At 70.5% G+C, this 24,337-nt stretch carries 19 protein-coding genes, 1 tRNA gene and 1 pseudogene; 8 read left to right on the top strand and 13 right to left on the bottom strand.

Features of this window, described 5'->3' with window-relative positions; all coding sequences use genetic code 11:
* Window positions 1-25 precede the first annotated feature (25 nt).
* From ET445_RS12490 to ET445_RS12480, 3 genes are read right to left on the bottom strand one after another with little or no spacing between them, the layout of a single operon-like run.
* Window positions 26-964 (bottom strand): FKBP-type peptidyl-prolyl cis-trans isomerase, encoded by a 939-nt coding sequence (locus ET445_RS12490; protein WP_129191583.1) that lies wholly within the window; start codon window positions 962-964, stop codon window positions 26-28.
* Between the two features lie 49 nt (window positions 965-1,013).
* Entirely contained in the window at window positions 1,014-2,087 is a 1,074-nt protein-coding gene (locus tag ET445_RS12485; protein ID WP_129191582.1) for a tRNA (adenine-N1)-methyltransferase, read from the bottom strand.
* Window positions 2,084-2,767 carry an HAD family hydrolase gene (locus tag ET445_RS12480; protein ID WP_129192547.1) on the bottom strand — a complete coding sequence of 228 codons (684 nt, stop codon included), beginning with the start codon at window positions 2,765-2,767 and terminating at the stop codon, window positions 2,084-2,086. Before ET445_RS12480 ends, ET445_RS12485 begins: the two co-directional genes overlap by 4 nt.
* A 109-nt stretch (window positions 2,768-2,876) precedes the next feature.
* Between ET445_RS12480 and ET445_RS12475 the strand changes: the two genes are divergently transcribed.
* A complete protein-coding gene (locus ET445_RS12475; protein WP_129191581.1) occupies window positions 2,877-3,812 on the top strand; it encodes a PAC2 family protein in 936 nt (311 codons plus the stop codon).
* Between the two features lie 21 nt (window positions 3,813-3,833).
* Here the strand turns inward: ET445_RS12475 and ET445_RS12470 are convergent, their stop codons facing one another.
* Window positions 3,834-4,652 (bottom strand): undecaprenyl-diphosphate phosphatase, encoded by an 819-nt coding sequence (locus ET445_RS12470; RefSeq protein ID WP_129191580.1) that lies wholly within the window; start codon window positions 4,650-4,652, stop codon window positions 3,834-3,836.
* A gap of 67 nt (window positions 4,653-4,719) precedes the next feature.
* Window positions 4,720-6,030, bottom strand: coding sequence for a M20/M25/M40 family metallo-hydrolase (locus ET445_RS12465; RefSeq protein WP_129191579.1), 1,311 nt, complete (start codon window positions 6,028-6,030; stop codon window positions 4,720-4,722).
* Window positions 6,031-6,165: 135 nt separating this feature from the next.
* Here ET445_RS12465 and ET445_RS12460 point away from each other — a divergent pair.
* Window positions 6,166-6,249 (top strand) — tRNA-Leu (locus ET445_RS12460).
* A 178-nt stretch (window positions 6,250-6,427) separates the two neighbouring features.
* On the opposite strand, the gene ET445_RS12455 is transcribed toward ET445_RS12460, so the two are convergent.
* The 3 genes from ET445_RS12455 to ET445_RS12445 form a co-directional block, all read right to left on the bottom strand.
* Window positions 6,428-7,930 (bottom strand): hypothetical protein, encoded by a 1,503-nt coding sequence (locus ET445_RS12455; RefSeq protein WP_129191578.1) that lies wholly within the window; start codon window positions 7,928-7,930, stop codon window positions 6,428-6,430.
* Complete coding sequence (locus tag ET445_RS12450; protein ID WP_129192546.1) at window positions 7,927-9,096, bottom strand: glycosyltransferase; 1,170 nt, start codon at window positions 9,094-9,096, stop codon at window positions 7,927-7,929. Before ET445_RS12450 ends, ET445_RS12455 begins: the two co-directional genes overlap by 4 nt.
* Before the next feature lie 179 nt (window positions 9,097-9,275).
* Window positions 9,276-9,974 carry an SOS response-associated peptidase gene (locus ET445_RS12445; RefSeq protein ID WP_165314394.1) on the bottom strand — a complete coding sequence of 233 codons (699 nt, stop codon included), beginning with the start codon at window positions 9,972-9,974 and terminating at the stop codon, window positions 9,276-9,278.
* An 87-nt stretch (window positions 9,975-10,061) separates the two neighbouring features.
* Between ET445_RS12445 and ET445_RS12440 the strand changes: the two genes are divergently transcribed.
* From ET445_RS12440 to ET445_RS12415, 6 genes are all read left to right on the top strand, one after another.
* Entirely contained in the window at window positions 10,062-10,772 is a 711-nt protein-coding gene (locus ET445_RS12440; protein WP_165314393.1) for a hypothetical protein, read from the top strand.
* Window positions 10,773-10,827: 55 nt separating this feature from the next.
* Window positions 10,828-12,336 (top strand): DNA polymerase Y family protein, encoded by a 1,509-nt coding sequence (locus tag ET445_RS12435; protein ID WP_341769705.1) that lies wholly within the window; start codon window positions 10,828-10,830, stop codon window positions 12,334-12,336.
* Window positions 12,337-12,352: 16 nt separating this feature from the next.
* Complete coding sequence (locus ET445_RS12430) at window positions 12,353-15,799, top strand: error-prone DNA polymerase (RefSeq protein ID WP_129191574.1); 3,447 nt, start codon at window positions 12,353-12,355, stop codon at window positions 15,797-15,799.
* A gap of 23 nt (window positions 15,800-15,822) precedes the next feature.
* Entirely contained in the window at window positions 15,823-16,689 is an 867-nt protein-coding gene (locus tag ET445_RS12425; RefSeq protein WP_129191573.1) for an alpha/beta fold hydrolase, read from the top strand.
* 101 nt (window positions 16,690-16,790) lie between these two features.
* Window positions 16,791-17,657, top strand: coding sequence for a DUF3097 domain-containing protein (locus ET445_RS12420; protein WP_129191572.1), 867 nt, complete (start codon window positions 16,791-16,793; stop codon window positions 17,655-17,657).
* A 116-nt stretch (window positions 17,658-17,773) separates the two neighbouring features.
* A complete protein-coding gene (locus tag ET445_RS12415; protein ID WP_129191571.1) occupies window positions 17,774-18,211 on the top strand; it encodes a hypothetical protein in 438 nt (145 codons plus the stop codon).
* A 16-nt stretch (window positions 18,212-18,227) separates the two neighbouring features.
* On the opposite strand, the pseudogene ET445_RS12410 reads toward ET445_RS12415, so the two are convergent.
* The 5 genes and pseudogenes from ET445_RS12410 to ET445_RS12390 all read right to left on the bottom strand — a co-directional run bounded on the left by ET445_RS12410 (window position 18,228) and on the right by ET445_RS12390 (window position 24,274).
* Window positions 18,228-19,318: pseudogene (locus ET445_RS12410) on the bottom strand (VIT1/CCC1 transporter family protein).
* A gap of 220 nt (window positions 19,319-19,538) precedes the next feature.
* Entirely contained in the window at window positions 19,539-20,015 is a 477-nt protein-coding gene (locus tag ET445_RS12405; RefSeq protein ID WP_129191570.1) for an Lrp/AsnC family transcriptional regulator, read from the bottom strand.
* Window positions 20,016-20,209: 194 nt separating this feature from the next.
* The gene (locus ET445_RS12400; RefSeq protein ID WP_129191569.1) at window positions 20,210-21,676 is read right to left on the bottom strand and encodes an APC family permease; all 1,467 of its coding nucleotides are present in this window, start codon (window positions 21,674-21,676) and stop codon (window positions 20,210-20,212) included.
* 142 nt (window positions 21,677-21,818) lie between these two features.
* On the bottom strand, window positions 21,819-23,009 hold the full coding sequence (locus ET445_RS12395) for an acyl-CoA dehydrogenase family protein (RefSeq protein ID WP_129191568.1): 1,191 nt from the start codon (window positions 23,007-23,009) through the stop codon (window positions 21,819-21,821).
* Window positions 23,006-24,274 (bottom strand): acyl-CoA dehydrogenase family protein, encoded by a 1,269-nt coding sequence (locus tag ET445_RS12390; protein ID WP_129191567.1) that lies wholly within the window; start codon window positions 24,272-24,274, stop codon window positions 23,006-23,008. Before ET445_RS12390 ends, ET445_RS12395 begins: the two co-directional genes overlap by 4 nt.
* Window positions 24,275-24,337: the final 63 nt, after the last annotated feature.

The raw sequence follows: 24,337 nt of genomic DNA, 5'->3' as shown, positions 1-24,337 counted from the left end.
GAGACGCCAGCCGGGTCGCGGCGGCTCAGACGACGCCCAGGATGTCGATGACGAAGAAGAGGGTCGCGTTCGGCGGAATCTCGCCGCCGCTGCCCTGCTCACCGTAGCCGTCGCCGGGGGCGACGATGACTCCGACCTGCGAACCGACCTTCTGGCCGATGATCGCCTTCGAGAAGCCCGGGATCACCTGCGAGGCCGATGCGTCGTCGGAGACCGTGAAGTTCGCCGGCTGGCCGTTCGCCCACGACGAGTCGAAGACCTTGCCTGTGTCCCACAGCACACCCGTGTAGTGCACGACGACCTGGTCGCCGCTCTTCACGACCTGGCCCGCGCCCTCGCGCAGCACGCCGACCTGGGTCGTCGCGGGCGGGTCGGCCTTCGGCACCGTGATGCCGGGGCGGCCATCGGGTGCGAGGACGACGGCCGGGAAGTCGTCGGGCGTGATGCGGGGAGCGCCGTCGGCGCGCGACGGGAAGATGCGCTTCACGTCGAACACGACGACGATGTCGTTCTCAGGCGCAGTGCCCGACGAGGGCGACGTCGCATCGGACGGCGGCACGACGACGACCACGCGCGAGCCTTCACGCGCGCACGACAGGCCCTTGTTGAAGCCCGCGAGCGTCGTGTCGCCGATCGTCAGCGAGACGGACTGCTCGTCGTCGAAGCCGATGACCTGGACCTCGCTGCCGCTCTTGCCGTCGTAGAGGGCCGCGCCGAGCTGCACCGTCTCACCGGGGCGCACGCGCGGGCCGGTGCCCTCGATGACCTCGGTGCACTGGGTCTCTTCGGCCTCGACGGGAGTCGGGAAGCTGACCCGCGGCGCCGAGCCGAACTCACCCTTCACCTGGACCGAGTCGCTCGACTCGCCGGGGCTCGCGAGCGGAGCGGGCTCGGGGCTCGAGCAGCCCGAGAGCGCGATGGCGACGACGCCGGCGGCGGCGATGAGCGCGAGTGACGACCGCACAGGTCCTCGATTCTTCGACTTGGGGTGGGATGAGACGAGCGAGGAAAGCCTACCCGGCTTCGCCCGAGCGCTCGTCACGGGCATCGGTCGCGGCGTCGTCGGACGAGACATCCGCCGTCGCCTCGGCCGAGGCCTCGGAGATCGGCTCGCGCGCGAGCGTCGCGGACTTGCCCGCTTCGCGCACGCGCTTGCGGAGCGATTTGTCGCTCACATTGCGGTCGCCGAGCGCACCGGGCGTCCACAGCTCGACATCCTCGTCGCTGAAGTCGGTCTTCGACGGGCGGCGCTTGAGCTCGGGCAGAATCGTGCCCGGTGCGAGCTTCCGCGCGGTGAGGAGGAAGCCCGTGTGCGCGATCATGCGGTGGTCGGGGCGCACCGCGAGACCCTCGACGTGCCACCCGCGGACCATCGTCTCGTGCGCGTCGGGCTCGGTGTACGCCCCGGTCGCGCGGATCGCCTCGGCGACCCGCGAGAGCTGCGTGACCGTCGCGATGTAGCAGAGCACGACACCGCCGGGCTTCAGCGCATCGGTCACGGCGGGCAGGACCTCCCACGGCGCGAGCATGTCGAGCACGACCCGGTCGACGGATGCCTCGTCGGCCGTTTCGGGAAGGGCATCGGCGAGATCGCCGAGCGTGATCGACCAGTTCTCGGGCAGCGACCCGTGGAACGTCTCGACGTTGCCGCGCGCCACGTCGGCGAACTCGTCGCGACGCTCGAAGGACATCAGCCGGCCGTCATGCCCGATCGCACGCAGCAGCCACAACGAGAGCGCCCCCGACCCGACGCCCGCCTCGACGACCGTCGCACCGGGGAAGATGTCGGCCTGCGCGATGATCTGCGCGGCGTCCTTCGGGTAGACGATCGCGGCGCCGCGCGGCATCGACATGACGAAGTCCTTGAGGAGCGGGCGGAGTGCGAGGTACTCGACCCCGGCCTGGTTCTCGACGACCGACCCGTCGGGCAACCCGATGAGGGCCTCGTGCGCGATCGTGCCCTTGTGGGAGTGGAACTCCTTGCCCGGCTCGAGCGTCACCGTGTGCAGGCGACCCTTCGGCCCCGTCAACTGCACGCGGTCGCCGATGCGGAAGGGGCCGCTCGTCTCTCCTCGGCTCGCGGTCATGCGGTCTCCTCCTCGGAATCGATGCCGCTCGAGGCATCCGTCTTCGTCTTCGTGCGCGCCGTGATGAACGCGGCCGCGAGATCTGCGGGGGTGCGCCCGTCGAGCGTCGGCCACAGCAGATGGTGCGGCGCGTCGTCGAGGGGCAGGATGTTCGGCACGCCGAGTGCGACCGCGCCCGCGGACGCCGCGGACGCCAGGCCGGTCGGCGAGTCCTCGATCGCGAGGCACTCGCCGATCGCGACGCCGAGCTGCGTCGCCGCCGTCAGGTACGGCTCTGGGTGCGGCTTCGCTTCGGCGACCTCATCGCCCGTCACGAGCAGATCGAACGCATCGAACGGGATCGCGGCCACGATGTCCTCCGCCATCGAGCGGATCGACATCGTCACGAGCGCCGTCGGCACGGATGCCTCGCGCAACGCCTGCAGCAGCTCGCGGGCGCCCGGGCGCCACGGCACGCCGTGCTCCTCGAGCTGCTCGCGCACCCGCTCGGTCAGCCAGGCGACGATCTCGTCGTCGGGAAGGTCGACGCCGTAGCGCTGGAAGACCTTCGCCGCCTCCCATAGGCCCGAGCCCACGAGCTGCAAGGCGTCTTCGTGGGTCCACGTGCCGCCGAAAGACTCGACGAGTTCGCCCTCGGCGGCCATCCAGTACGGCTCGGTGTCGACGAGGGTGCCGTCCATGTCCCACAGGACGGCGGCAGGAAGGGGTGCAGTCACAACGGGCAAGTCTACGGGCACGTCCTAGAGTGGGCATGGGAGCCCGGAGCCACCGGGACGGGAACGAGCGAGTGTGCATCAGCCCACCGGGTTCGGCAGCGGAAGGCTCCTCGTCGTCGCCTTCGAGGGTTGGAACGACGCCGGCGAAGCCGCCTCGGGCGCCGCGACCCTGCTCGTCGAGCGCCTCGGCCTCACCGAGATCATGGCGATCGACCCCGAGCTCTACTACGACTACCAGTTCAACCGGCCCACGGTCGGCGCCGGCGAAGACGGCGTACGCAGGCTCACGTGGCCAGGCGCCGCTCTCCTCGGTCCGAGCGGACACCGCGGCGGTACCGCTGCCGACGCCGTCACCGGCCCCGGCGTCGACGGACTCCACGTCATCCTCGGCGCCGAACCCGCCCGCAGCTGGAAGAGCTTCGTCGCCGAACTCGTCGACGCGGCGCTCGCCGCGGGCGTCGAGGGCATCGTCATGCTCGGCGCGATGCTCGCCGACGCGCCTCACACCAGGCCGCTCATGGTCTTCGCCTCGAGCGAGAACCCCGAAGTGCGTCGCAGCCTCGGCGTCGAACGCTCGACCTATGAAGGTCCCGTCGGCATCCTCAGCGTCCTCGCCGACCAGGCAGAGCAGGCCGGGATCCCGACCGTCTCGCTCTGGGCGTCCGTTCCCCACTACGTCCACAACGCGCCCTCACCGAAGGCCGTCCTCGCACTCCTCGCCAAGCTCGAAGAGCTCACGGGTCTCTCCATCCCCCGCGGCAGCCTCGAGGCCGAAGCCGCAGCATGGGAGGCCGGCGTCGACGCCCTCGCCGCCGACGACGACGAGATGGCCGGCTACATCACCCAGCTCGAGCAGGCGCGCGACGCCGTCGACGCCCCCGAAGCGAGCGGCGACGCGATCGCCAAAGAATTCGAACGCTACCTCCGTCGACGCGGCGACGGCCGATCCGACGGCGGGCGCGCCGACGGGCGCCCCGACGAGCCGTGGCGTCCGAAAGACGCCGGCTGAGGCATCCGGAGCGCTCGAATCTCAGGCGCTGATGACGCCCGTCGCGAGCATGACCATGATCGCCGCGCCGAGCAGGATGCGGTAGATCACGAACGGCAGGAAGCTGTGCTTCGAGATCCAGCGCATGAAGAACGCGATGACGAGGATGGCGACGACGAACGCCACGAGCGTCGCGGCGCCCGTCTCGACGAGGCTGTACACCGACGGCTCGCCCCAGCTCTTGACGAGTTGGAAGAGACCCGATCCGAACACGGCCGGAATCGCGAGGAGGAACGCGTAACGCGCCGCGGCCGCACGCTCGTACCCGAGGAAGAGTCCCACGGTGATCGTCCCGCCGGAGCGCGAGACGCCCGGGACGAGCGCGAGCGCCTGCCCGATTCCGAAGAGCAGGCCGTGACCGTACGTCAAACGGTCGAGCGTGCGCACCTTGCGGCCCGACCAGTCGGCCAGGCCGAGGATGACGCCGAAGACGATGAGCATCGTCGCGACGATCCAGAGCGACCGGAACGTCGTCTCGATCTCGTCCTGGAAGAGGAGGCCGAGGACGACGATCGGGACCGAACCGATGATGATGAGCCAGCCCATGCGGGCATCGGGGTCGTTGCGGGGCACGCGACCCGTGAACGACCCGAACCAGTGCGAGACGATCCGCACGATGTCGCGCCAGAAGAACACGACGACCGCGGTCTCGGTGCCGAGCTGCGTGATCGCCGTGAACGCGGCGCCGGGATCGGCGGCGTTCGGCAGGAACTCGCCGACGATGCGGAGGTGCGCGCTCGACGAGATCGGCAGGAACTCGGTGAGGCCTTGGACGAGGCCGAGGATGAGCGCTTCGATCACGTGCGGGGTCCGCCTTCCGCCCTCACAGGATCGGAGGGTGCATCGAGGCCGCGTGGCGGCCGACCGGTCAGTAGTCGAGGAGCAGGTCGCCGAGGACCCGTGTACCGAACTGTAGTGCGTCGAGCGGCACGCGTTCGTCGACGCCGTGGAACATCGCCGGGAAATCGAGGCCGTCGGGAAGGCGCAAGGGGGCGAAGCCGTACCCGCGGATGCCGAGCCGGCTGAGCGACTTGTTGTCGGTGCCGCCCGACAGCAGATACGGGAACACGGGCGCTCCCGGGTCGTGCGCGCCGATCGCGCGGCGCACGGCGTCGACGAGCGGCCCGGATGTCGGAGCCTCGAGTCCGACGTCGCGGTGCACGATCTCGATCTCGATCGCGTCGCCCACGAGGCGCCGCACCTCTTCGAGGACGCGGTCCTCCTCGCCCGGGAGGGTGCGGATGTCGACGAGCGCCTCGGCGCGGTCGGGGATGACGTTGTGCTTGTAGCCCGCCGTCAGGCCGGTCGGGTTCGTCGTCGTGCGGAGCGTCGCCGTGATGAACCCCGACGCAGAGCCCGTCGCGAGGGCGAGCACGTCGGGCTCGGTCTCGGCAGGGTCGACGCCGAGCACCTTCGCAATCTCGCCCAGGAGCTCTTCGGTCGTCGCAGTGAGTCGCACGGGCCACTCGGCCTCGCCGAGCTTCGCGACCGCCGCTGCGAGGCGCGTGATGGCGTTCTGCCGGATGAGCCGCGACCCGTGCGCGGCGACGCCGCGCGCGATGAGCCGGATCCACAGAAGCGACTTCTCCCCCGTCTGCAGAAGGTACGCGCGCTGCCCGCCGACCGTGATCGAGTAGCCGCCGACCTCGCTGATCGCCTCGGTCGCGCCCGCGAACAGTTCGGGCCGGTCGTCGACGAGTCGGCTCGCGCCGACTCCCCCGCCGGCCTCCTCATCGGCGAAGAAGGCGACGACGAGCTCACGTTCGGGCAGCCGTCCAGAGCGCAGGATGTCTCCCAGCGCCGCGAGGATCATCGCATCCATGTCTTTCATGTCGACGGCGCCGCGACCCCACAGCATGCCGTCCTTGATCTCGCCCGCGAACGGGTCGACGCTCCAGTTGCGCGGATCGGCGGGCACGACGTCGAGGTGGCCGTGCAGGACGAGGGCGGGCTTGTCGGGGTTTCGACCCGGCACCCGCGCGACGACGCTCGCCCGGTTCGGCTCGGGCTCGAAGAGTTCGGGCGAGAGCCCCAACGCTTGCAGCTTCGCCTCGACGTATTCAGCGGCTTCTCGCTCGCCGTTCGACCGTCCTTCACCGAAGTTCGACGTATCCATGCGAATCAGATCGCGTGCGATCTGCGCGGATTCGTCCAGGTCAAGCGGGGGTTCTGGAATCATCGAAACCTCGGGCATGTCGTCCACGCTAGCGCCCTCGTCGGCATGTGGTCAGAACGCCCATTTTTCCGTGCTAATCTCTTCTACGGCCGCTGAGAGATCAGCGGAGAGGCTACCGGGTGACCGGCGGCCGACAACGCGCGGGTGGCGGAAATGGCAGACGCGCTAGCTTGAGGTGCTAGTGCCCTAACGGGCGTGGGGGTTCAAGTCCCCCCTCGCGCACGCGTTGTTCGAAAGGCCGGATCGGAAGATCCGGCCTTTCGTGTTTCTCCGGCCCCGGCCCGGAGCCTGGGCCTAGGCCTATAGGACAGAACGTGTGGATGGGATCGGGCGTGTCGGTGTTCGACGCGCCGCACTGCGGGCCGCGCCGGCATTCAGCGTGCTTTGCTCGGTGCCGCGCTCACGGTCTCCCCCACACGACGACTCGGTCGTCTTCGTAGACGACCGAGCGGCCGTCCTCGAGTTCGCCGGCCTGCTCGGCGGTGAAGAACGAGGCATCGGCGTCGGCCGGGAGGATGACGGCGTCGGCCGCCGTGATCTGCTCCCACGCGTGATCGAGCCACAGCTGATTCCACTGCGGGGCGTCGGTCTTGCCTGCGCCCTCGCGGAACTGGGTGAGGGCGACGCCGAACGGGTCGATGTCGATCGCGCAACCCGCCGTGACGGCGGCCGTGAGCCGATCGGCGAGGATGAGCTGACTCGGCGTCCCCCATGTGCACTCGAAGCCTGACGCGGCCTGGGCGAGCTCTGTCGGCGACCCGGACGGCAGCGTGGGCCGGATGAGGTCGCCGACCCCGACGGCCACGACCGCTGCTCCCACGACAACGGCGGCGACCCGACGCGCCCGGGCGCGACGAATGCCGATCGTCAGCGCCCCGAGGCACAACGTGAGCGGCGCGATGATCCACGCCGCGTAGTGGTAGTAGAACGCTTTCCCCGTGAGGAGGAGAGCCGCGAAGTGCGCGAGCAGGAGGATGGTCCACCACGCGGAATCCGGCCACCGCGAAGGCCGGCGCCAGGAGCGCAGTGGCCGCCGGAGGAGCGCGATCGCGACGGCGAGCACCACCACCGCGAACAATCCGGCCCAGACGAGTCCGGGGACGAGGAAATCGAGGATGTGCTGACCCGCGATGGGCGAGACGTGCCTGCCCCAGACGGAGGGACCGGCGCCCGAGACCGATCGCGGCCGACCGAGCTGGGCGAGGACGGTCTGCGCCCACATCGCCTGGGGCGCCTGCACAAAGAACGGCAGCATCACGGCCAGAACCGCGATGACCCCGCTCATGAGGTATCTCCAGAGCCCACGCCAACCCCAGAGGATGGCGATCATCGCGCCCACCACGACGATGTCGACGACGGCCCAGTACTTCACCGTGAGTGCGATCCCGAGGACGGCGCCCGCGACGAACACGAGGCCCAGGCGCCGTCGCGCGAGACACACGAGCGCAATGAGCAGCAGCAGGTTGAGGATCGGTTCGAGGAGCACGGTCTCTTCTGAGCGAACGACGTTCGACCAGACCGCATAGGCGCCGGCGCCCGCGAGGATCGCGAGGCGCCCGACGGGGCGGAGGAGCACGCCGACGAGCACCGTGTTCGCCACCCCGATCAGCGCGAAGGCGACTCGCGCGATCGCGAGAGACTGCGCGTCGGTCAGCGGGCCGGCGAGAGCCGCGAAAGGCATGAGCACCACGAACGATCCGGGCGGATGCAGATAGACGAAATCCCCGTATGGCGTCTTGCCCAGGAGTGTCGCGATCGACGCCGCGAACATCACGCCGTCGTCATATTCCCGTTCGGTGAGCAGGGATCCCGGTTGCAGCCACGTGTGCGCACGAACCACGAAAGCGAGCAAGCCCATCGTCGCGATCACGGTCACGGGACTGCGCAGCCAGGCCGCTCTCATGCGCCTCCCATCCCGTGCTCGCGGACCTCGTCATCGAGCGGATCGCCGACGGCGACGGTCTCGGGAGGGCGAGCCCCGGTTTCGTCGGCGACCGCATGCGGACGGTAGACGACGAGGGAGTGGAACACGAACCGCACGACGAACGCAGCCGCAAGGGTCACGGCGGCCGCAACCACGCTCTGCAGGCGGACCTCCTCGACGAGCAGCCAGATCACCGGGATACGTACGATCGCCTCGATGTTGTTGAATGTGAACGACTTCAGGAATCGATGGAGCATTCGTCCGGAATCCGTGCGCATGTCGGCGAAGACGAGGTACTCGAGCAATAGGAAGTTGCCAACGATCGTGATCTCGCTCGCGATGACTGCGGCCCAGAGGTATTCGACGCCGAGCCCCGTCAGCATCCACATGATCGCGAGGTTCGCGAGTGCCCCGACGCCCCCGACGACCGCGAACGCCGACATACGTCCGAATCGGAGCATCGTCAACTGGACGAGAAACCGGATCCCCTGGGTGAATGATGCCTTGGATTCGCCCCCGGCCCGGGGGCCGAAGACGAACGGCACCTCGGCCAGTCGCAACTGCCGGCGCGCGAGGATCTCGAGCAGGATCTTGAATCCGCGCGGGCGGAGAAGAGCGAAATCGACCGACGTGCGATCGATCAGGAAGAAGCCCGTCATGGGGTCGCTGCATCCGTGGAGCTTGCGAGGGAACATGGCGCGTGTGACAACGGTCGACGCGCGAGACACGGTCGTCCGAGCCTTGTTCGCGAGGCCCTCCGCGTTCCCGCCCTTCGTGTAGCGCGACGCGACAACGACGTCGACGTCACCCGCGACGGCACGTTCGACGAGGACGGGAATCGTCTCGGGAGGGTGTTGGAGATCGCCGTCCATGACGATGCACCAGTCGTGCTCGGCTGACCTGATGCCCTCGACGACCGCCCCGCCGAGGCCTCCGGCGGGTACTGTCCGATGGATCAGCCGGACCGGGATCGGGGCGAGTGCAGCGACCGCCTTGATGACCTCGGGGGTGTCGTCGGTCGAGTCGTCGACGAAGATCACCTCGACAGACGCGAGTGTGAACCGGTCGGCGACGGCAGTCGCGATCCGCTCGACGAGGCTCGCGATATTCGGGGCCTCGTTGAACGTGGGAATCACGATCGACAGTGCACGATCCGGCGGCAACGCGCTCACGGGGCCCCTCAACGCTTCATCCGGTTCATACGAGGTCTTGCTGCAGCACGCCTCGCCAGCCTAGCGAAGACGGAGCCGAACACGAACGGCTCATTCGACGAGTTCGTCGAGGAACTCCGATGGCGGCGCGAGTCTTCTCGCAGAGTCGAAGGTCAGCGCTCGATCGGCCGGATGAGCTCGGGCCCCTCGCCGTTGACCGGCCCCACCTCGTAGTAGTCGAGCGTCGGCACGAGCGGGCGGGAGGCGGCGACGGCCGCGTCGACGAGCGACTGGTCGCCCCTGGTGTCGGGGTCGAGCCACGTCGACCAGAACTCGGGCGGCACGATGACGGGGATGCGATCGTGGATGTCTGCGAGCTCGCCCGTGGCGTCGGTCGTCAAGATCGTGGCCGTCAGGTGCCAGCGGTCGGGATCGTCGTCGGCCTTCGATCGGTCGCGCCACCACGAGTAGAGTCCCGCGAACGCGAGCGGACCACCGGGTTCGTGGATGAAGTAGGGCGTCTTCGCCTTGCCGACCGTGTGCCATTCGTAGTACCCGTCTGCGGGAATCAGCGCGCGTTTGCTCGCGACCGAGGCCCGGAAGGCGCCGGCCTTCGCGGCGCCCTCTGCGCGTGCGTTGAAGGTCGGATAGGGCAGCTTGAGCTCTTTCGCGAAGCTCGGCACGAGCGACCAGCGCGCGGCTTCGAGGCGGCGGACGACCGGCCCCTCCTTCTTGGACTCGAGTACGACGGGAATCGGGTCGGTGGGCCGCACGTTCCAGTTCGGACCCGGAATGCCCTCGCCGACGGTATCGACGTCGAACACGCGCACGAGGTCGTCGGGGGTGTCGGAGATCGCGAATCGGCCGCACATGCGGCCTAGGCTAGCCCTCGCCGCCGACATCGGGACGGGCGGTCGTCCGGACTTGCCGAATTCGAACGCATGTTCGAAACTGGGGCGGTGACGCTCGCTGCTCCGCTCCCCCGTGAGACCCGGCCCGACCGGGTCGGCGAGCTGCAGTCGCGCATCCGCGACATGCAGGCCAGGCGTCTCGACACGCGCGAGATCCCCACGCATCGGGCGCTCGCGGCCGTCCTGCCGGGCGGTGTGCTGCGCGAGGGCACGGTCGTGCAGGCGACGGGGTCGACGAGCCTCGTGATGGCGCTCCTCGCGGGGCCGTCGGCTGCCGGGCGGTGGGTCGCGGTCGTCGGCATGCCCGCGTTCGGCGCCGAAGCCGCACGGCGCTTCGGCATCGATCTGTCGCGCCTCGTGCTCGTGCCCGAGCCCGGCGGCCAGTGGCTGACGGTCGCGGCGACCCTCGCCGACACCGTGCCCGTCGTCGTCGTGCGCCCCGAGGGGCGGGTCTCCCCCGGCGAGGTCTCGCGGCTCGCGGCGCGCATCCGCCAGCGCGGCGCGCTCCTCATCGCGACGGGCGCGTGGCCCGGCGCTGACACCGTGCTCGAGGTCACGGGCAGCCGATGGACGGGACTCGAGGCCGGGCACGGCGCCCTCGTCGAGCGAGAGGTCGTCGTGCGCACCGCCGGCCGCGGCGGCTTCGGTCCGGGCGGCGCGGCCAGGCTGCGCCTGCCCGATGCGCCGGGAGGGGTCGCGGAGGCGGTCGAGACACCCCTCGCCCCTGTGCATCGGCTCGACGAGCGGAGGGCCGGATGACTCGCGCCGCCCTCGCACGTACCGACCTCTCGCTCGCCCGCACGATCGTGCTCTGGTGCCCCGACTGGCCCGTGTTCGCCGCGAGCCGCGAGGCGGGATTGTCCGAGAGAACCCCGTCGCCCTCATCGAGGCCGGGCTCGTGCACTCGTGTTCGCCGTCGGCTCGCGCCGAAGGGGTCGCACGAGGCATCCGTCTGCGCGAAGCGCAACTGCGGTGCCCCGCGCTCGTCGTGCTCCCCTACGACGCGGCGCTCGACGCACGCGCGTTCGAACCCGTCGTGCGGGCGATCGAGGCGGCGGTGCCCGGCGTGCAACTCGTGCGGCCCGGCACGCTCGCGATGCGGGCGCGCGGGCCCGTGCGGTACTACGGCGGCGAAGAGGCCGCAGCGCGGGCGCTTCTCGCCACAGCGGCAGAGGCCGGGGTCGAAGCGGCGCAGGTCGGCATCGCCGACGGGCCGTTCGCGGCCGAGCAGGCGGCGCGCGGCACGCGCAGCGGCGAGGCCGTGGGCATCGTGCCGGCCGAGACATCCGCCGCGTTCCTGGCCCCGCTGCCCGTGCGCCTCGTCGCCGACGCGCGCACGGCGACCCTGCTCAACCGGCTGGGCGTGCGCACACTCGGCGAGTTCGCAGCGCTGCCCGAGGCCGACGTCCGGCGGCGGTTCGGCGCTGCGGGCGCGTTCGCGCACGATCTCGCCGCGGGGCGCGAGGCGACGCGCGTCGTGCCGCGCACGCCGCCGCCCGAGTTCGCCGTCGAGCAGGAGTTCGAACCGCCGCTCGACCGCGTCGACCAGCTCGCGTTCGCGTTCCGGGTGCGCGCCGACGAGTTCGTCGACCGACTGCGCGCGTCGCGGCTCGTGTGCACGGCGCTGCGGATCGACCTCGACGACGAGCGCGGCGGGCACTCGAGCCGGGCATGGCTGCATCCGCGATGGTTCACGGCCGCCGACGTCGTCGACCGGCTGCGCTGGCAACTCCAGGGGGCGGCGAGCGCCGAAGCGGGGCTGGCCTCCCCCGTCGTGCGCGTGCGCGTCGTGCCCGAGCGCGTCGACTCGACGGGTGACCACGAAGACGGGTTGTGGGGCGGTGGGCCCGATGAGCGCATCCATCACGGGCTCACGCGCGTGCAGAGCCTACTGGGGCACGATGCGGTCGTGACGGCGGCGATCGGCGGCGGCCGCATGCTCGCCGACCGGCAGGTGCTCGTGCCGTGGGGCGACCGGGCGCCCACTGCGTCGACGGCGCCGTGGCCGGGCAGCCTCCCGACGCTCGCTCCTGCGAGCGTGTTCCGCGAGCGACCGGCTGTGCGGCTCCTCGACGCGGCGGGCGAATCGGTCGCGATCGACGCGCGCGGCAGCGTGTCGGCGCCGCCTGCGACGTTCGCGTTCGCGGGCGGAGCACCCGGGCCGGTCACGGCATGGGCGGGTCCGTGGCCGATCGTCGAACGCTGGTGGGACGCCGAGCACGCGAGGCGCGTGCACCGGTTCCAGATCGTCGACGGCGAGGGCTGCGCGTGGCTCCTCGTGCTGGGCGAAGGCGGCTGGCAGGCCGAAGCGAGGTACGACTGATGGGCGGGGCCCGCTGATGGGCTGGAACAATCCCGAGATCCCGTGGTCGGAGCTCGAGCGCACGCTCTCCGACCGCAGACGTCCGCCCGCCGCGGGGGCGTCGAAGCTCATCGCCGACGGCGGCGACAGCCCGGCGTGGAGCCGCAAGCGTATGCCGTACCGGCCGAGCGACGACCTCGTGCTGCCCGACGGTCCGGTCGTCCCGTACGCCGAATTGCACGCGCACTCGGCGTACAGCTTCCTCGACGGGGCGTCGATGCCGGAGCAGCTCGTCGAAGAGGCCGCACGCCTCGGACTCTCAGGGCTCGCGATCACCGACCATGACGGCTTCTACGGCATCGTGCGGTTCGCCGAGGCCGCCGAGAGCTTCCCCGACCTCGCCACGGTCTTCGGCGCCGAGCTTTCGATCGGCCTCTCGAAGCCGCAGATGGGCGAGGCCGACCCCGAAGGCGACCACCTCCTCGTGCTCGCGCGTCGCGAAGAGGGGTACCACCGGCTCGCGGGCGCGATCACGGCCGCGCAACTCGCGGAGGGCGCCGAGAAGGGGCGACCCGTTTACAGCCTCGAGTCGCTCGCCGAACGGTCGGGCGGCGAATGGACGATCCTCACGGGGTGCCGCAAAGGGTCGGTGCGCCGGGCGCTCGCAGCGGGCGGTGCGGATGCCGCGTGGCTCGAGCTCGACCGGCTCGTCGCCCTCTTCGGGCGTGCTCAGGTCGTCGTCGAGCTCTTCGACCACGGGCATCCGGGCGACCAGCAGGCGAACGACGTGCTCACGGGCCTCGCCGAGCGGGCGGGCCTGCAGGTCGTCGCGACGAACGCCGTGCACTTCGCGACGCCGCCCGAGCACCGGCTCGCCCAGGCGCTCGCGGCCGTGCGGGCACGCCGCAGTCTCGACGAGCTCGACGGGTGGCTTCCCGCGTCCGACGGCATGCACATCCGGTCGGGTGCCGAGATGCACGCGCGCTTCGCGCGCTATCCGGGCGCGGTCGCGCACTCGGTGACCCTCGCCGACGAGCTCGGGTTCACGCTCCGGAGCGCCCGTCCGAAACTGCCGCGGCAGCAGGTGCCAGAGGGGCACACCCCCATGAGCTGGCTCAGAGAACTCGTGTGGCAGGGGGCATCCGAACTGTACCCGGGCGTGCCGAAGCACGTGCGCGACCGCCTCGAGCAAGAGCTCGCGGTCATCGAGCAGAAGGACTTCCCGGGCTACTTCCTCATCGTGCACGACCTCGTCGCCGAGGCGCGTCGCCGAGGCATCCTGTGCCAGGGGCGCGGCTCGGCGGCCAACTCGGCCGTCTGCTACGCGCTCGGCATCACCGCGGTCGACTCGATCCGCTACAACCTGCCGTTCGAGCGCTTCCTGTCGGCGCTTCGCGACGAGGAGCCCGACATCGACGTGGATTTCAACTCCGATCGCCGCGAAGAGATCATCCAGTACGTCTACGGCAAGTACGGGCGCGAGAACGCCGCGCAGGTCGCGAACGTCATCAGCTACCGCCCGAAGAACGCCGTGCGCGACATGGCGAAAGCGCTCGGCTACTCGACGGGGCAGCAAGACGCGTGGTCGCGGCAGGTCGAGCGCTGGGGCGCCGTCGTCGAGACCGACGATCACGATATACCGCGGCCCGTCGTCGAACTCGCCTCGCAGGTGCTGACGTTTCCCCGACACCTCGGCATCCACTCGGGCGGCATGGTGCTCACCGATCGGCCCGTGGGCGAGGTCGTGCCGATCGAGCATGCGCGCATGGAGAACCGCACGGTGCTGCAGTGGGACAAAGACGACTGCGCGTGGATGGGACTCGTGAAGTTCGACCTGCTCGGGCTCGGCATGCTCGCGGCGCTCCAGTACACGTTCGATCTCGTGCGCGACACGACGGGCGAGGAGTTCACCCTGCAGACGATCCCGAAAGAGGAGGCGGCGGTCTACGACATGCTGTGCCGGGCCGACTCGATCGGCGTGTTCCAGGTCGAGTCGCGCGCGCAGATGGGCACGCTCCCCCGCCTGAAGCCGAGGAAGTACTACGACCTCGTCGTCGAGATCGCGCTCATCCGGCCTGGCCCGGTGCAGGGCGGTGCGGTGCATCCGTACATCCGCCGGCGCACGGGCGAAGAAGACGTCACCTACCTGCACCCGAAGCTCGAGCCCGTGCTCGAACGCACGCTCGGGGTGCCGCTCTTTCAAGAGCAACTGATGCAGATGGCGGTCGCCGTGGGCGACTGCACGCCCGCCGACGCCGACCAGCTGCGGCGCGCGATGGGGTCGAAGCGCGGGGTCGTGAAGATCTCAGCCCTGAAAGAGAAGCTCTACGCGGGCATGGCGCGCAACGGCCTTTCGCCCGAGGATTGCGACCTCGTCTACGGCAAGATCGAGGCGTTCGCGAACTTCGGCTTCGCCGAGAGCCACGCCCTCGCGTTCGCGCTCCTCGTCTACACGAGTTCGTGGCTGAAGCTGCACTATCCGGCGGCGTTCCTCGCGGCGCTGCTGCGGGCGCAGCCGATGGGGTTCTACTCGCCGCAGACGCTCACGGCCGACGCGAGGCGTCACGGCGTCGAGGTGCGGCGGCCCGACATCCTGCGGTCGGGGGTGCACGCGGGGCTCGAGGCGGTTTCGAGCGCTGCGGATGCCTCGGTGCAGGCGGATGTCTCCCGCCACCCCCGCGCGACGGGCATGCCGACCTGCCTCGGCGAGCAGCCGCCCGTGGGCGACTTCGACCGCGACGCCCCCGACCGGTCGGCCGAGCACCGCCGTGACGGCGCGTACGCCGTGCGGCTCGGACTCGCAGACGTGTCCTCGATCGGTCAGAAGACCGCCGAGCGCATCGTCGCCGAACGCGAGCGCGGCGGCCCGTACCGCGACATGGCCGACGTCTCCCGCAGAGCTGGGCTCGAAGCATCCGAACTCGAAGCGCTCGCTGCGGCGGGCGCGTTCGCCTCCTTCGGACTCGACCGCCGGCGCGCCCTATGGCTTGCGGGCGAGGCCGCGCAAGACCGGGCCGAGTACCTGCCGGGGTCGGTCGTCGTCGTGCAGCCGCCGCTTCTGCCCATGCTGACGCCCGCCGAGCAGGTGGTGTACGACCTATGGGCGACGGGCATCTCCCCCGACGACCACCCGATCCGGCACATCCGCGACCGCCTCGACGAACGCGGCGTGCTGCGCGTCGACCTCCTGCGCGAGGCCGAGACGGGTCGGCGCATCGAGGTCGGCGGGGTCGTGACGCACCGACAACGCCCGGCGACGGCCTCGGGCATCACCTTCTTGAATCTCGAAGACGAGTCCGGCACGGTCAACGTCATCGCGGGCGTCGGCGTCTGGACGAGGTATCGCCGCATCGCCCGTGAAGCCCCCGCGATGATCGTGCGCGGCATGCTCGAACGCTCGCGCGACGGCGTGGTCAACCTCATCGCCGACCGGTTCGAGTCGCTCGTCGTGTCGGCGCCGTCGAGGTCGCGGGACTTCCGTTGAACCGTGGCCCTAGCATCGTCACGATGGATGCCGACGACCGCGAAGAGACGCAAAGGGTCTTCCTTGCGCCAGACGGCACCGAGATCGCCTACCGAGAGTTCCTCGCCCGTGCCGTCGTCCGCGACGACGACCATGACCGCGCCCCTCGGCCGCCGCTCGTGATCCTCCACGGACTCGCCGGGAGCTCCCGCGAGTTCGTTCCAACGGCACGCGCACTCGCACCGCATCGGGTCGTGCTCGTCGATCAGCGCGGGCACGGACGCAGCACAAGAGTGCCGACGGATGTCTCTCGGGAGGCCTTCGTAGCCGACGTCATCGGGGTGATCGAGCACGTCGTCGGCGGGCCGGTCGTGCTCGTCGGCCAGTCGATGGGCGGGCACACCGCGTTGCTCGTCGCCGCTGCGCGACCAGACCTCGTTCGCGCACTCTTGCTGCTGGAAGCCGGTGTCGGCGGCGACGGCGACGAGGGGCGACGAGCCGAACTGCGCGCGTTCTTCGCCTCGTGGCCCGTGCCGTTCTCGGATCGGGCCGCCGCAACGGCGTTCTTGGGAGATGGCCCCCTCGAACGTGCGTGGGTCGACGACCTCGAAGCGTCCCACGATGGTCTCCGGCCGCGGTTCGACGCCGATGTCATGGTCGACGTGATCGCCGCGGTCGACGAACGCCCGCGCTGGGAGACGCTGCCTCGGCTCACGATGCCGCACCTCCTCGTGTTCGGCGAGCGGGGCATGTTCGAGGCCGCGCAGCAGTTCGATCTGCTCCAGCGCGCGCCGGACGTGCGATCGGTTGGACTCCTCGGCGCCGGGCACGATGCGCATCTCGACACGCCGGATGTGTGGTTCGACGTGCTGCGTGGGTTCGTCACGTCGGTCGAGCCTCAGAGCGACTGAGTGGCGGTCGAGTCCGACCCCGAGGCATCCGATACCGACACTCTCGCCCGATCCCGTCGAGTCATCCGGATTCCGGGGCGTACGTCGAATAGCCTCGTCCGGTGCCCGCACCATTCGACGATCTCGGACCCGACCGCTATGGCAGCGACGTGCTCGCCGGCGACTGGAAGGCGCGCGGGCGCAAGGTGATCCCCGAGGTCGAAGCCTCACGTGAACTCGTCGTCGAACTCGCGGCCGACGGATACTGCGGCGCGATCGTCGGGATCGAGCACGGCCACGTCGTGCTCGAAGACCGGTTCGGCAAGCGGCGGCTGTTCCCGCTCGGCCACGGCTTCCTCCTCGACGGCGAGGCGGTGCGGCTGGTCGCGCCGAAGGCGAAGGCGCCCGCGGGTCGGCTGCGCACGGCATCCGGGTCGTTCGCGGCCGATGCCGGCCCCGCGAAGGTCGCGCTGCCGAGTCGCATCTTCGTCGAGGGCCGCCACGACGCCGAACTCGTCGAGAAGATCTGGGGCGCCGATCTCCGCGTCGAGGGCGTCGTGGTCGAGTACCTCGAGGGCGTCGACGTGCTCCCCGAGATGCTCGACGAGTTCCGGCCGGGTCGCGGACGGCGTGCGGGCGTGCTCGTCGACCACCTCGTCCCGGGCTCCAAGGAGCAGCGCATCGCCGACGCGGTCGCGCGCGGCCCGCACGGGGCGAACGTGCTCGTCGTGGGACATCCGTTCATCGACATCTGGCAGGCCGTGAAGCCGGCACGCCTCGGGCGCGACGCCTGGCCCGTGATCCCCCGCGGCGAGTCCTGGAAGCACGGCGTGTGCCGGGCGTTCGGGTGGCCGCATGCCGAGCAGGCCGACATCGCGCGCGCGTGGCAGCACATCCTCGGCCGCGTGCGCGGCTTCGGCGACCTCGAACCGGCTCTCCTCGGACGTGTCGAAGAACTCATCGACTTCGTGACGGAACCTCCGCACTGACGCCCGGGTGACGACCTCGAGTCATCCGCTGGGGTGAATCTCGTACGCCGACCGCCCGATCAGGGTTGGTCCTCCCGGCGCTGTCGGCAGCGGCCCCGGTCGGCTGGAGTGGGCGCATGACACGAACCACGACGTCACGAACCGCCTCGCTTGCCGCTCTGAGCGCCGCCGCCCTCCTCGTCGGCTCCCTCACGGGATGCACTGCGATCGAAGACGTGCTCTCCAAGCAAGAACGCGCCGACTACCAGACCTACGACGAAGCGCAGCGTGGATGGCCCGACGGGCCCATTCCGGGATGGATCCCCGCCGAGTCGACCGACCTGCACCTGCTCCGAACGACCGACGGCTCGAACGAGATCGTGGCGTTCGAGTCCGCCGCCGACCTGATGACCGACGGTTGCGAGCCGCGCCCCCGCCACAACATGCCCGGCCTCACGGCCGACTGGGGCTTGGAGGCCTACCCCGACACCGTGCTCCTGTGCGCAGATTGGGAGGTCGCTGCGACCGACGGCGGCTGGTTCGGGTGGCGGATCACGGGAACCATCGACGAATGAGTCGGGGTGGTCGCCGTCAACTCACCGCTGTGCCGAACAGCAGGCCCAGCAGGTAGGTGACGGCGGCCGCGCCGAGTCCGATCGCGAGTTGCCGCAACGCGCGCTTGACCGGCGACGCGCCCGAAAGCACGCCGACGGTCGCGCCCGTGAGGAGCAGCGCGACACCCACGAGGGCGGTCGCGAGGATGATCGCCGGGAGCCCGGTCATGCCGAAGATCCACGGCAGCACGGGGATGAGCGCGCCCGACGCGAAGAACAGGAAGCTCGAGATCGCGGCGGCCATCCCCGTGCCGACGACCTCGTGGTCGGGTGACACGACGGGCAGCGCGTCCGACGGCGTCTGCGCCGCGCCGACCGCTTGCACGCGCGCGATGACGAGGGCCGCCTGGTCGACGGCGTCCTCGGGCGCCATGCCGCGCGCCCGATAGACGAGGGCGAGCTCGTTGGCCTCGAGATCGAGGTCGGCGAGGGCATCGCGAGTCGCAGGGTCGGGGGCGGATGCCTCGAGCAGCTCGCGCTGGGAACGGACGGAGACGTACTCCCCGCCCCCATCGAGAGAGCGCCCGCGAGGAGTCCGGCGAGACCTGCGAACAGCACGTACGGCGCGGCGACGCCCGTCGCCCCGATGCCGAGGACGAGCGCGAGGTTCGAGACGAGTCCGTCGTTGGCGCCGAAGACGGCGGCGCGGAACGTGCCCGCGAGACGCAACCGTCCGCGGGCGGCGAGGCCGCGCACGACCTCGCCGTGGATGCGTTCGTCGGCGGCCATCGCGGCCGTCGCGTGCGGATCGGTGCCGTACGGCGACCTCGCCTCGGCGCGCTGCGCGAGGGCGAGCACGAAGATCGTGCCGAAGCGGCGGGCGAGGGCGGCGAGGAGCCGCGTCCGTGCGCTCGCGCGCGGGACGCCGGTCTCGTCGCCGCCGAGGAGGGCGAGCCAGTGCGACTCGTGGCGGCCTTCGGCGGCGGCGAGGGCGAGCAGGATCTCGCGCTCTTCACCGGTCTTGCGCGATGCGAGCTCGCGGTAGACGGCCGCTTCGGCGCGTTCGTCGGCGAGGTACCGTCGCCACCTGGCGCGGTCGGCCTCGGTGGTCGGTGCCGTCTCGTTCACAGGTCGCCTCGGGATTCCGGGCCGGCACCACGAGTCGGGCCGGCTCCATCGCGTCGTCGGCCCGGTCGGGCCTCAGTCACGATAACGACGAAGGACGCGCGGATGCTCCGCGAATCGCCTGATTGGCAGCATTTCGGAGCGCCGAACCGGGGACGGTCCGCGGTGCCCGGATGTCTCCGAGCGTGCGCCGCTCCGAGGCATCCGGGCGCCGCGACCCACCTCAGTCGATGAGTTGCTGCCAGCCGTCCCCGGCTGCGTGCTCGAAGATCAGATTGGTCTCGGTGTGGGCGACCGCGGGGTGGCCGGTGAGGTGGGCGAGCACGAACTCGCGGAGTTCGACGGCGTCGCGGGCGGCGACGTGGAGGAGGTAGTCGTCGGCACCGGCCATGTGGAAGACGCCGAGGACGCCGGGCAGGTGCGGGACGCTCTGGCGGAACGCGTCGATCTCGGAGCGGTCGTGCTTGACGAGTCGGACGGCGATGAGCGCCTGCAGGGAGACGCCGACCGATGCGAGGTCGACGTCGACGCGGTAGCCGCGGATGGTGCCGAGGCTTTGCAGGCGACGCAGGCGAAGCGACACGGTGGACTCGGCGACGCCGATCTCCTGCGCGAGTGCGGCACCCGAGGCTCGGGCGTTGCTCGAAAGGGCCGACAGCAGGGCGCGATCGACGCGGTCGAGATCAGGAAGCTGCGGCATGGGGTGGTGCTCCTCGGTGGTGTATCGCAGGAATGGCGCGAAGGCTGGGTTGTTTGCGAAGAATCTACAAGACACGTGGATGTCCCGAATGCACCTGTGGAAAGTGGACAGAACTCCGCCGTTCCAGGCGGTGCACGCGAATCGGGCGGACCGTGCAAGACGGTCCGCCCGATCAGGCGCTCACGGGGTGCGTGTCAGTCGAGGACGATTTCCGCCCGCTTGCGTGCGACGATCGGCCCGAGCGCGAACGCGAGCACGAAGAGCGCGATGATGCCCCACGAGAACGGGCCGTACGCCGGCTCGGAAACCAGAACGGGGAGGTTCACGAACACGAGCACCGCGAACGCGACGAGCCCGACGAGGCCGAGCGCGGGCGCCACGAGCGTCTTCCAGGCACCGAGTCGGCTGGGGGTGCGACGGAAGATCGCGATGACCGCGACGCTCGTGAGCACGAGCAGCAGCACGATGCCGACCGACGAGATGCCGCCGAGCCACGTGTAGAACTGCGCGATCGGGTCGAGGCCGAGGAGCACCGCGACGACGATCAGCACGGCGACCGTGACCGACGCCGTGAGCGAGGCACGCGAGGGCGAACCGTGCTTGACGTGTGCGTCGCCCAGGGCGTGCGGCAGCACGCCGCGGCCAGCGAGGGTGAAGATGTACCGCGACACGATGTTGTGGAACGAGAGGATGCACGCGAAGAGGCTCGTCACGAAGAGCACGCCGATGATGTGCCCGCCGACGGCGCCGAGGTACTGCTCGGTCGTGGTCGTCAAGATGGTGCCCGAGTTCGCGGCTGCGTTCTCGACGATCGTGCTCTCGCCGTTCGCCGTGATGAGCACCCAGCTCGAGAGCGTGTAGAACAGGCCGATCACGATGAGCGCGATGTAGGTCGCCCGCGGGATGGTGCGCTCGGGGTCGCGTGCCTCGTCGCGGAACACCGCGGTCGCCTCGAAACCGATGAAGCTCAGGATCGCGAAGAGGATCGCGAAGCCGGGAGCTCCTGAGACCATCGCAGCCGGGTTGAAGATGCCTGTCGAGAAGCCTTCGGGGCCGCCGCCCGAGAAGATGACGACGGCGTCGAGGGCGAGCACGATCGCGACCTCGGCGATGAGGAGCACGGCGAGCACGCGGCCCGAGAGTTCGATCTTGAAGTAGCCGAGCGCGCTCACGACGACGAACGCGACCGCCGCGTACACCCACCAGGGCACGCCTGTGATGCCGTAGCCCTCGAAGAGCTGGGCCGCTCCCGGGCCGAAGAGACCGAAGACGCCGGCCTCGAGGGCGACGTACGACAGCAGGGCGGCGAATGCGGCGCCGAGGCCGGCACTGCGCCCGAGCCCCTTGTCGACGTAGGCGTAGAACGCACCGGCCGACTTCACGAGCGGCGTCGCGTTCGTGAACCCGACGGCGAAGAGCAGCAGCACCGCGGTCACGACGATGAACGTGAACGGGAAGCCCGCCCCGTTGCCGAACGCGATGCCGAGCGGCACGGGGCCGCCGATGACGCCGAGCGGCGAGGCCGCGGCGACGACGATGAAGACGATGCTCGCGACGCCGAGCGAGCCGCGCAGACGGCGCGGGTTCAGCGCGGGGTCGGGCGCCCCGTCGGGCGCGGCAGCGCCGGGGGCGGCGCCCTCGACGAGTGTGGTGTCGGCCATGGTGGGTCCTTCGGTCGGGTGGATCGCGGTGTGGAGCGGGTCGGGTTCTGGAGCGGGGCGGTGCGGGCGATGCAGTTGGGGTGTTGGTGTGTCGGTGTGTCGGTGTGTTGGTGCTGGCGGTGCGAAGTTCGGATGCCTCGGGTCAGGCGCTCTTGGCTTTCGGCACGCCGATCGCCCACTCGTAGGGCGGTTCGGCGTCGTTGACCGCGGCGTCGCCGATGATGCGGGCCTTGAACGCGGCGGGGTTGTGGCTTGCGACCGTGCGGGCGTTCCGCCAGTGGCGGTCGAGGGCGAGCGAGGTGCTCGTCGCGCTCGCGCCGAGGGCGTCGAAGAGCCGGGTGGCGGCGTCGAGCACGAGCGGACTCACGGTGAGCTGAGCCCGTGCTGAGGCGAGTTCGGCCTCGCGTTTGGCCGCCGCCTTCGCGACGGAGTCGGCGGCGCGCACCGCGTAGGCGGCCTCGAGCGCGGACGCCGCGTGCAGCACGATCGCCTCGGCGGCGAAGGCATCGGCCTCGATGCGCCCGACGATCTCGAGGATCTGCGGGTCGTCGCGCGTGCGGTCGGCGTTGCCGTGGCTGAACGTGCGGGCGCGGTTCGCGACCTGGTCGACGGCGTCGCGCGCGGCAGCGCGGGCGATCCCCGCCTGCACGGCGACGAGGACGAGTTGGTAGAGCGAAGTCTGGTAGTCGAACCGCCGGGCGAACGGGTACACGTGATCGGCACGAACGGGTGCAGCGTCGAACACGGTCGTGCCGCTCCCCGTCAGCCGCTGCCCGAACCCGGTCCAGTCGTCGCTCACCGCGACGCCGTCGTGGCCGGTCGCGACGAGGGCGGCGACCTCGGTGCCGTCTGGCGCGAGCGCCGACGTATCGATCCATTCGGCGAAGATCGACCCCGTCGTGTAGTACTTGCGGCCCGAGATCGTGAAGCCGTCCGAGGCATCCGAAAGTCTCGTCGCCGTATCGCCGAGCGCGACGTTGCCGATCTCGGTGACGGCGTTGCCGACGAGTTCGCCCGCGGCGAAGCGGCGCAGCCACTCGTCGCGCTCCGCGCTCGCGGGCGCGTTCAGGCGGTCTTCGACGAACGCGATGTGTCCGCGGAGCGCTTGCGGCACGTGCGGGTCGTATGAGGCGAGCTCGACGAGCAGCTCGAACAGCTCGGGCAGGGTCGCGCCGTCGCCGCCGAACTCGACGGGTACGCGCACGCCCGTGAATCCCGAGCGCTTGAGCTCGTCGATCTCGACGAACGGCAGGGTACGGTCGAGTTCGCGCTGGACGGCGCCTTCGCCGATGCGGGCGAAGACGGAGCGGTACTTCTCGATGAGCGCGCTCATGTGTAGAGGCTCACGGGCTGGACGGTGCCGTTCAGGAAGTGTGCGCCGACCTCGATGCGCTTGTAGTCGACGGGGTCGTGGAGGCTGTGGGTGCGGATGTTCCGCCAGTGCAGGTCGAGGCCCGTCGCGGTCTTCGTCGAACTCGCGCCCGTGACCTCGAAGACGCGGCTCGCGACCTCGAGCCCGACTTCGGTCGAAACGACTTTGAGCCGCGCGACCGCGAGCTCGATCGCGGCGCGGTCTTCGGCCGTCGTCGCGTGGCCGAGCGCGACGGCATCGTCGTACTGCCGGTTGAGTTTGTCGGCGAGCGCTTCGACGGCGGCCGTCCGCGAGACGAGCTCACCGAACACGCGGTGCGTGACCGGGTCGTCGGCGTATCGCTCGACGCCCGACAGGAACCACGAGTTGGGCCGCTTGCGCGCGAGCTCGGCGGCCTGCGCAAGGGCGCCCTCGGCGATGCCGAGGTAGATGTTGCCGAACAGCAGCTGCACTCCGGGGGTCACGACTGCCGAGAACGGCAGGTCGCGGTCGATGCCCACGACGTCGTCCCGGGTCACGATCACGTCTTCGAACGACACGCCGCCGCTCGCCGACGCGCGGTAGCCGATGTTGTCCCAGTCGCCGAGCTGGCGGATTCCGGAACGCCCGCGGTCGAGCGCGAACACGACGAGCTGCCCGTCGAGCGCGCCGCCTTCGGCGACCGCGCCCGAGATGACGACGTCGGCGACCGCGGCACCCGTCGCGAACGCCTTGCGACCGTTCAGCCGGTATCCGTCGCCGTCCGCGACGAAGGAGAGGTCTGGGCTCACGGGGTTGAAGGCGTCGGCCCACACCCAGTGACCTCGGGCGCTTCGACGGAGCCATCCGTTCGCCGTTTCGGCGTCGGCACCGTAGAAGACGGCGCACGCCTGGTTGAGCCAGCTGTAACCGAGGATCTGGGCGACCGAGGCATCCACCCGGGCGATCGTGCGCGCGACCGCGAACGCGGTCTCCCAGTGGGCGCCCTGGCCGCCGAGCTCGCTCGGCACGAGAAGGTCGACGAGCCCGGAGTCGCGCAGCAGGTGCACAGGGGCATCCGGCAGCGCGTTCGAGCGGTCGCGCTCGACGACGTCGACGGCGAGGGCGGCGGCGACACCCTGCGCGACGGTGGTCCAGCGTGCGATCTCGGATGCATCGGCGCGCCCGCGCCAGACGGAGCCGTCCGCTGCGACGGATGCCTCGGCCGGCCCGGTCTCGGCGGGCGAAATGGGTGGAGCGATGGTCATGGAGGCAGAGCGTGGCGGATGCGCGGCGGTGCCGCCACCCGGCCGAAACATGGTGACGTTCGA

Source organism: Agromyces protaetiae (assembly GCF_004135405.1).
GTDB lineage: Bacteria > Actinomycetota > Actinomycetes > Actinomycetales > Microbacteriaceae > Agromyces > Agromyces protaetiae.
The sequence above is the reverse complement of the archived record's forward strand: the minus strand, read 5'-3'. Positions and strand labels throughout refer to the sequence as shown.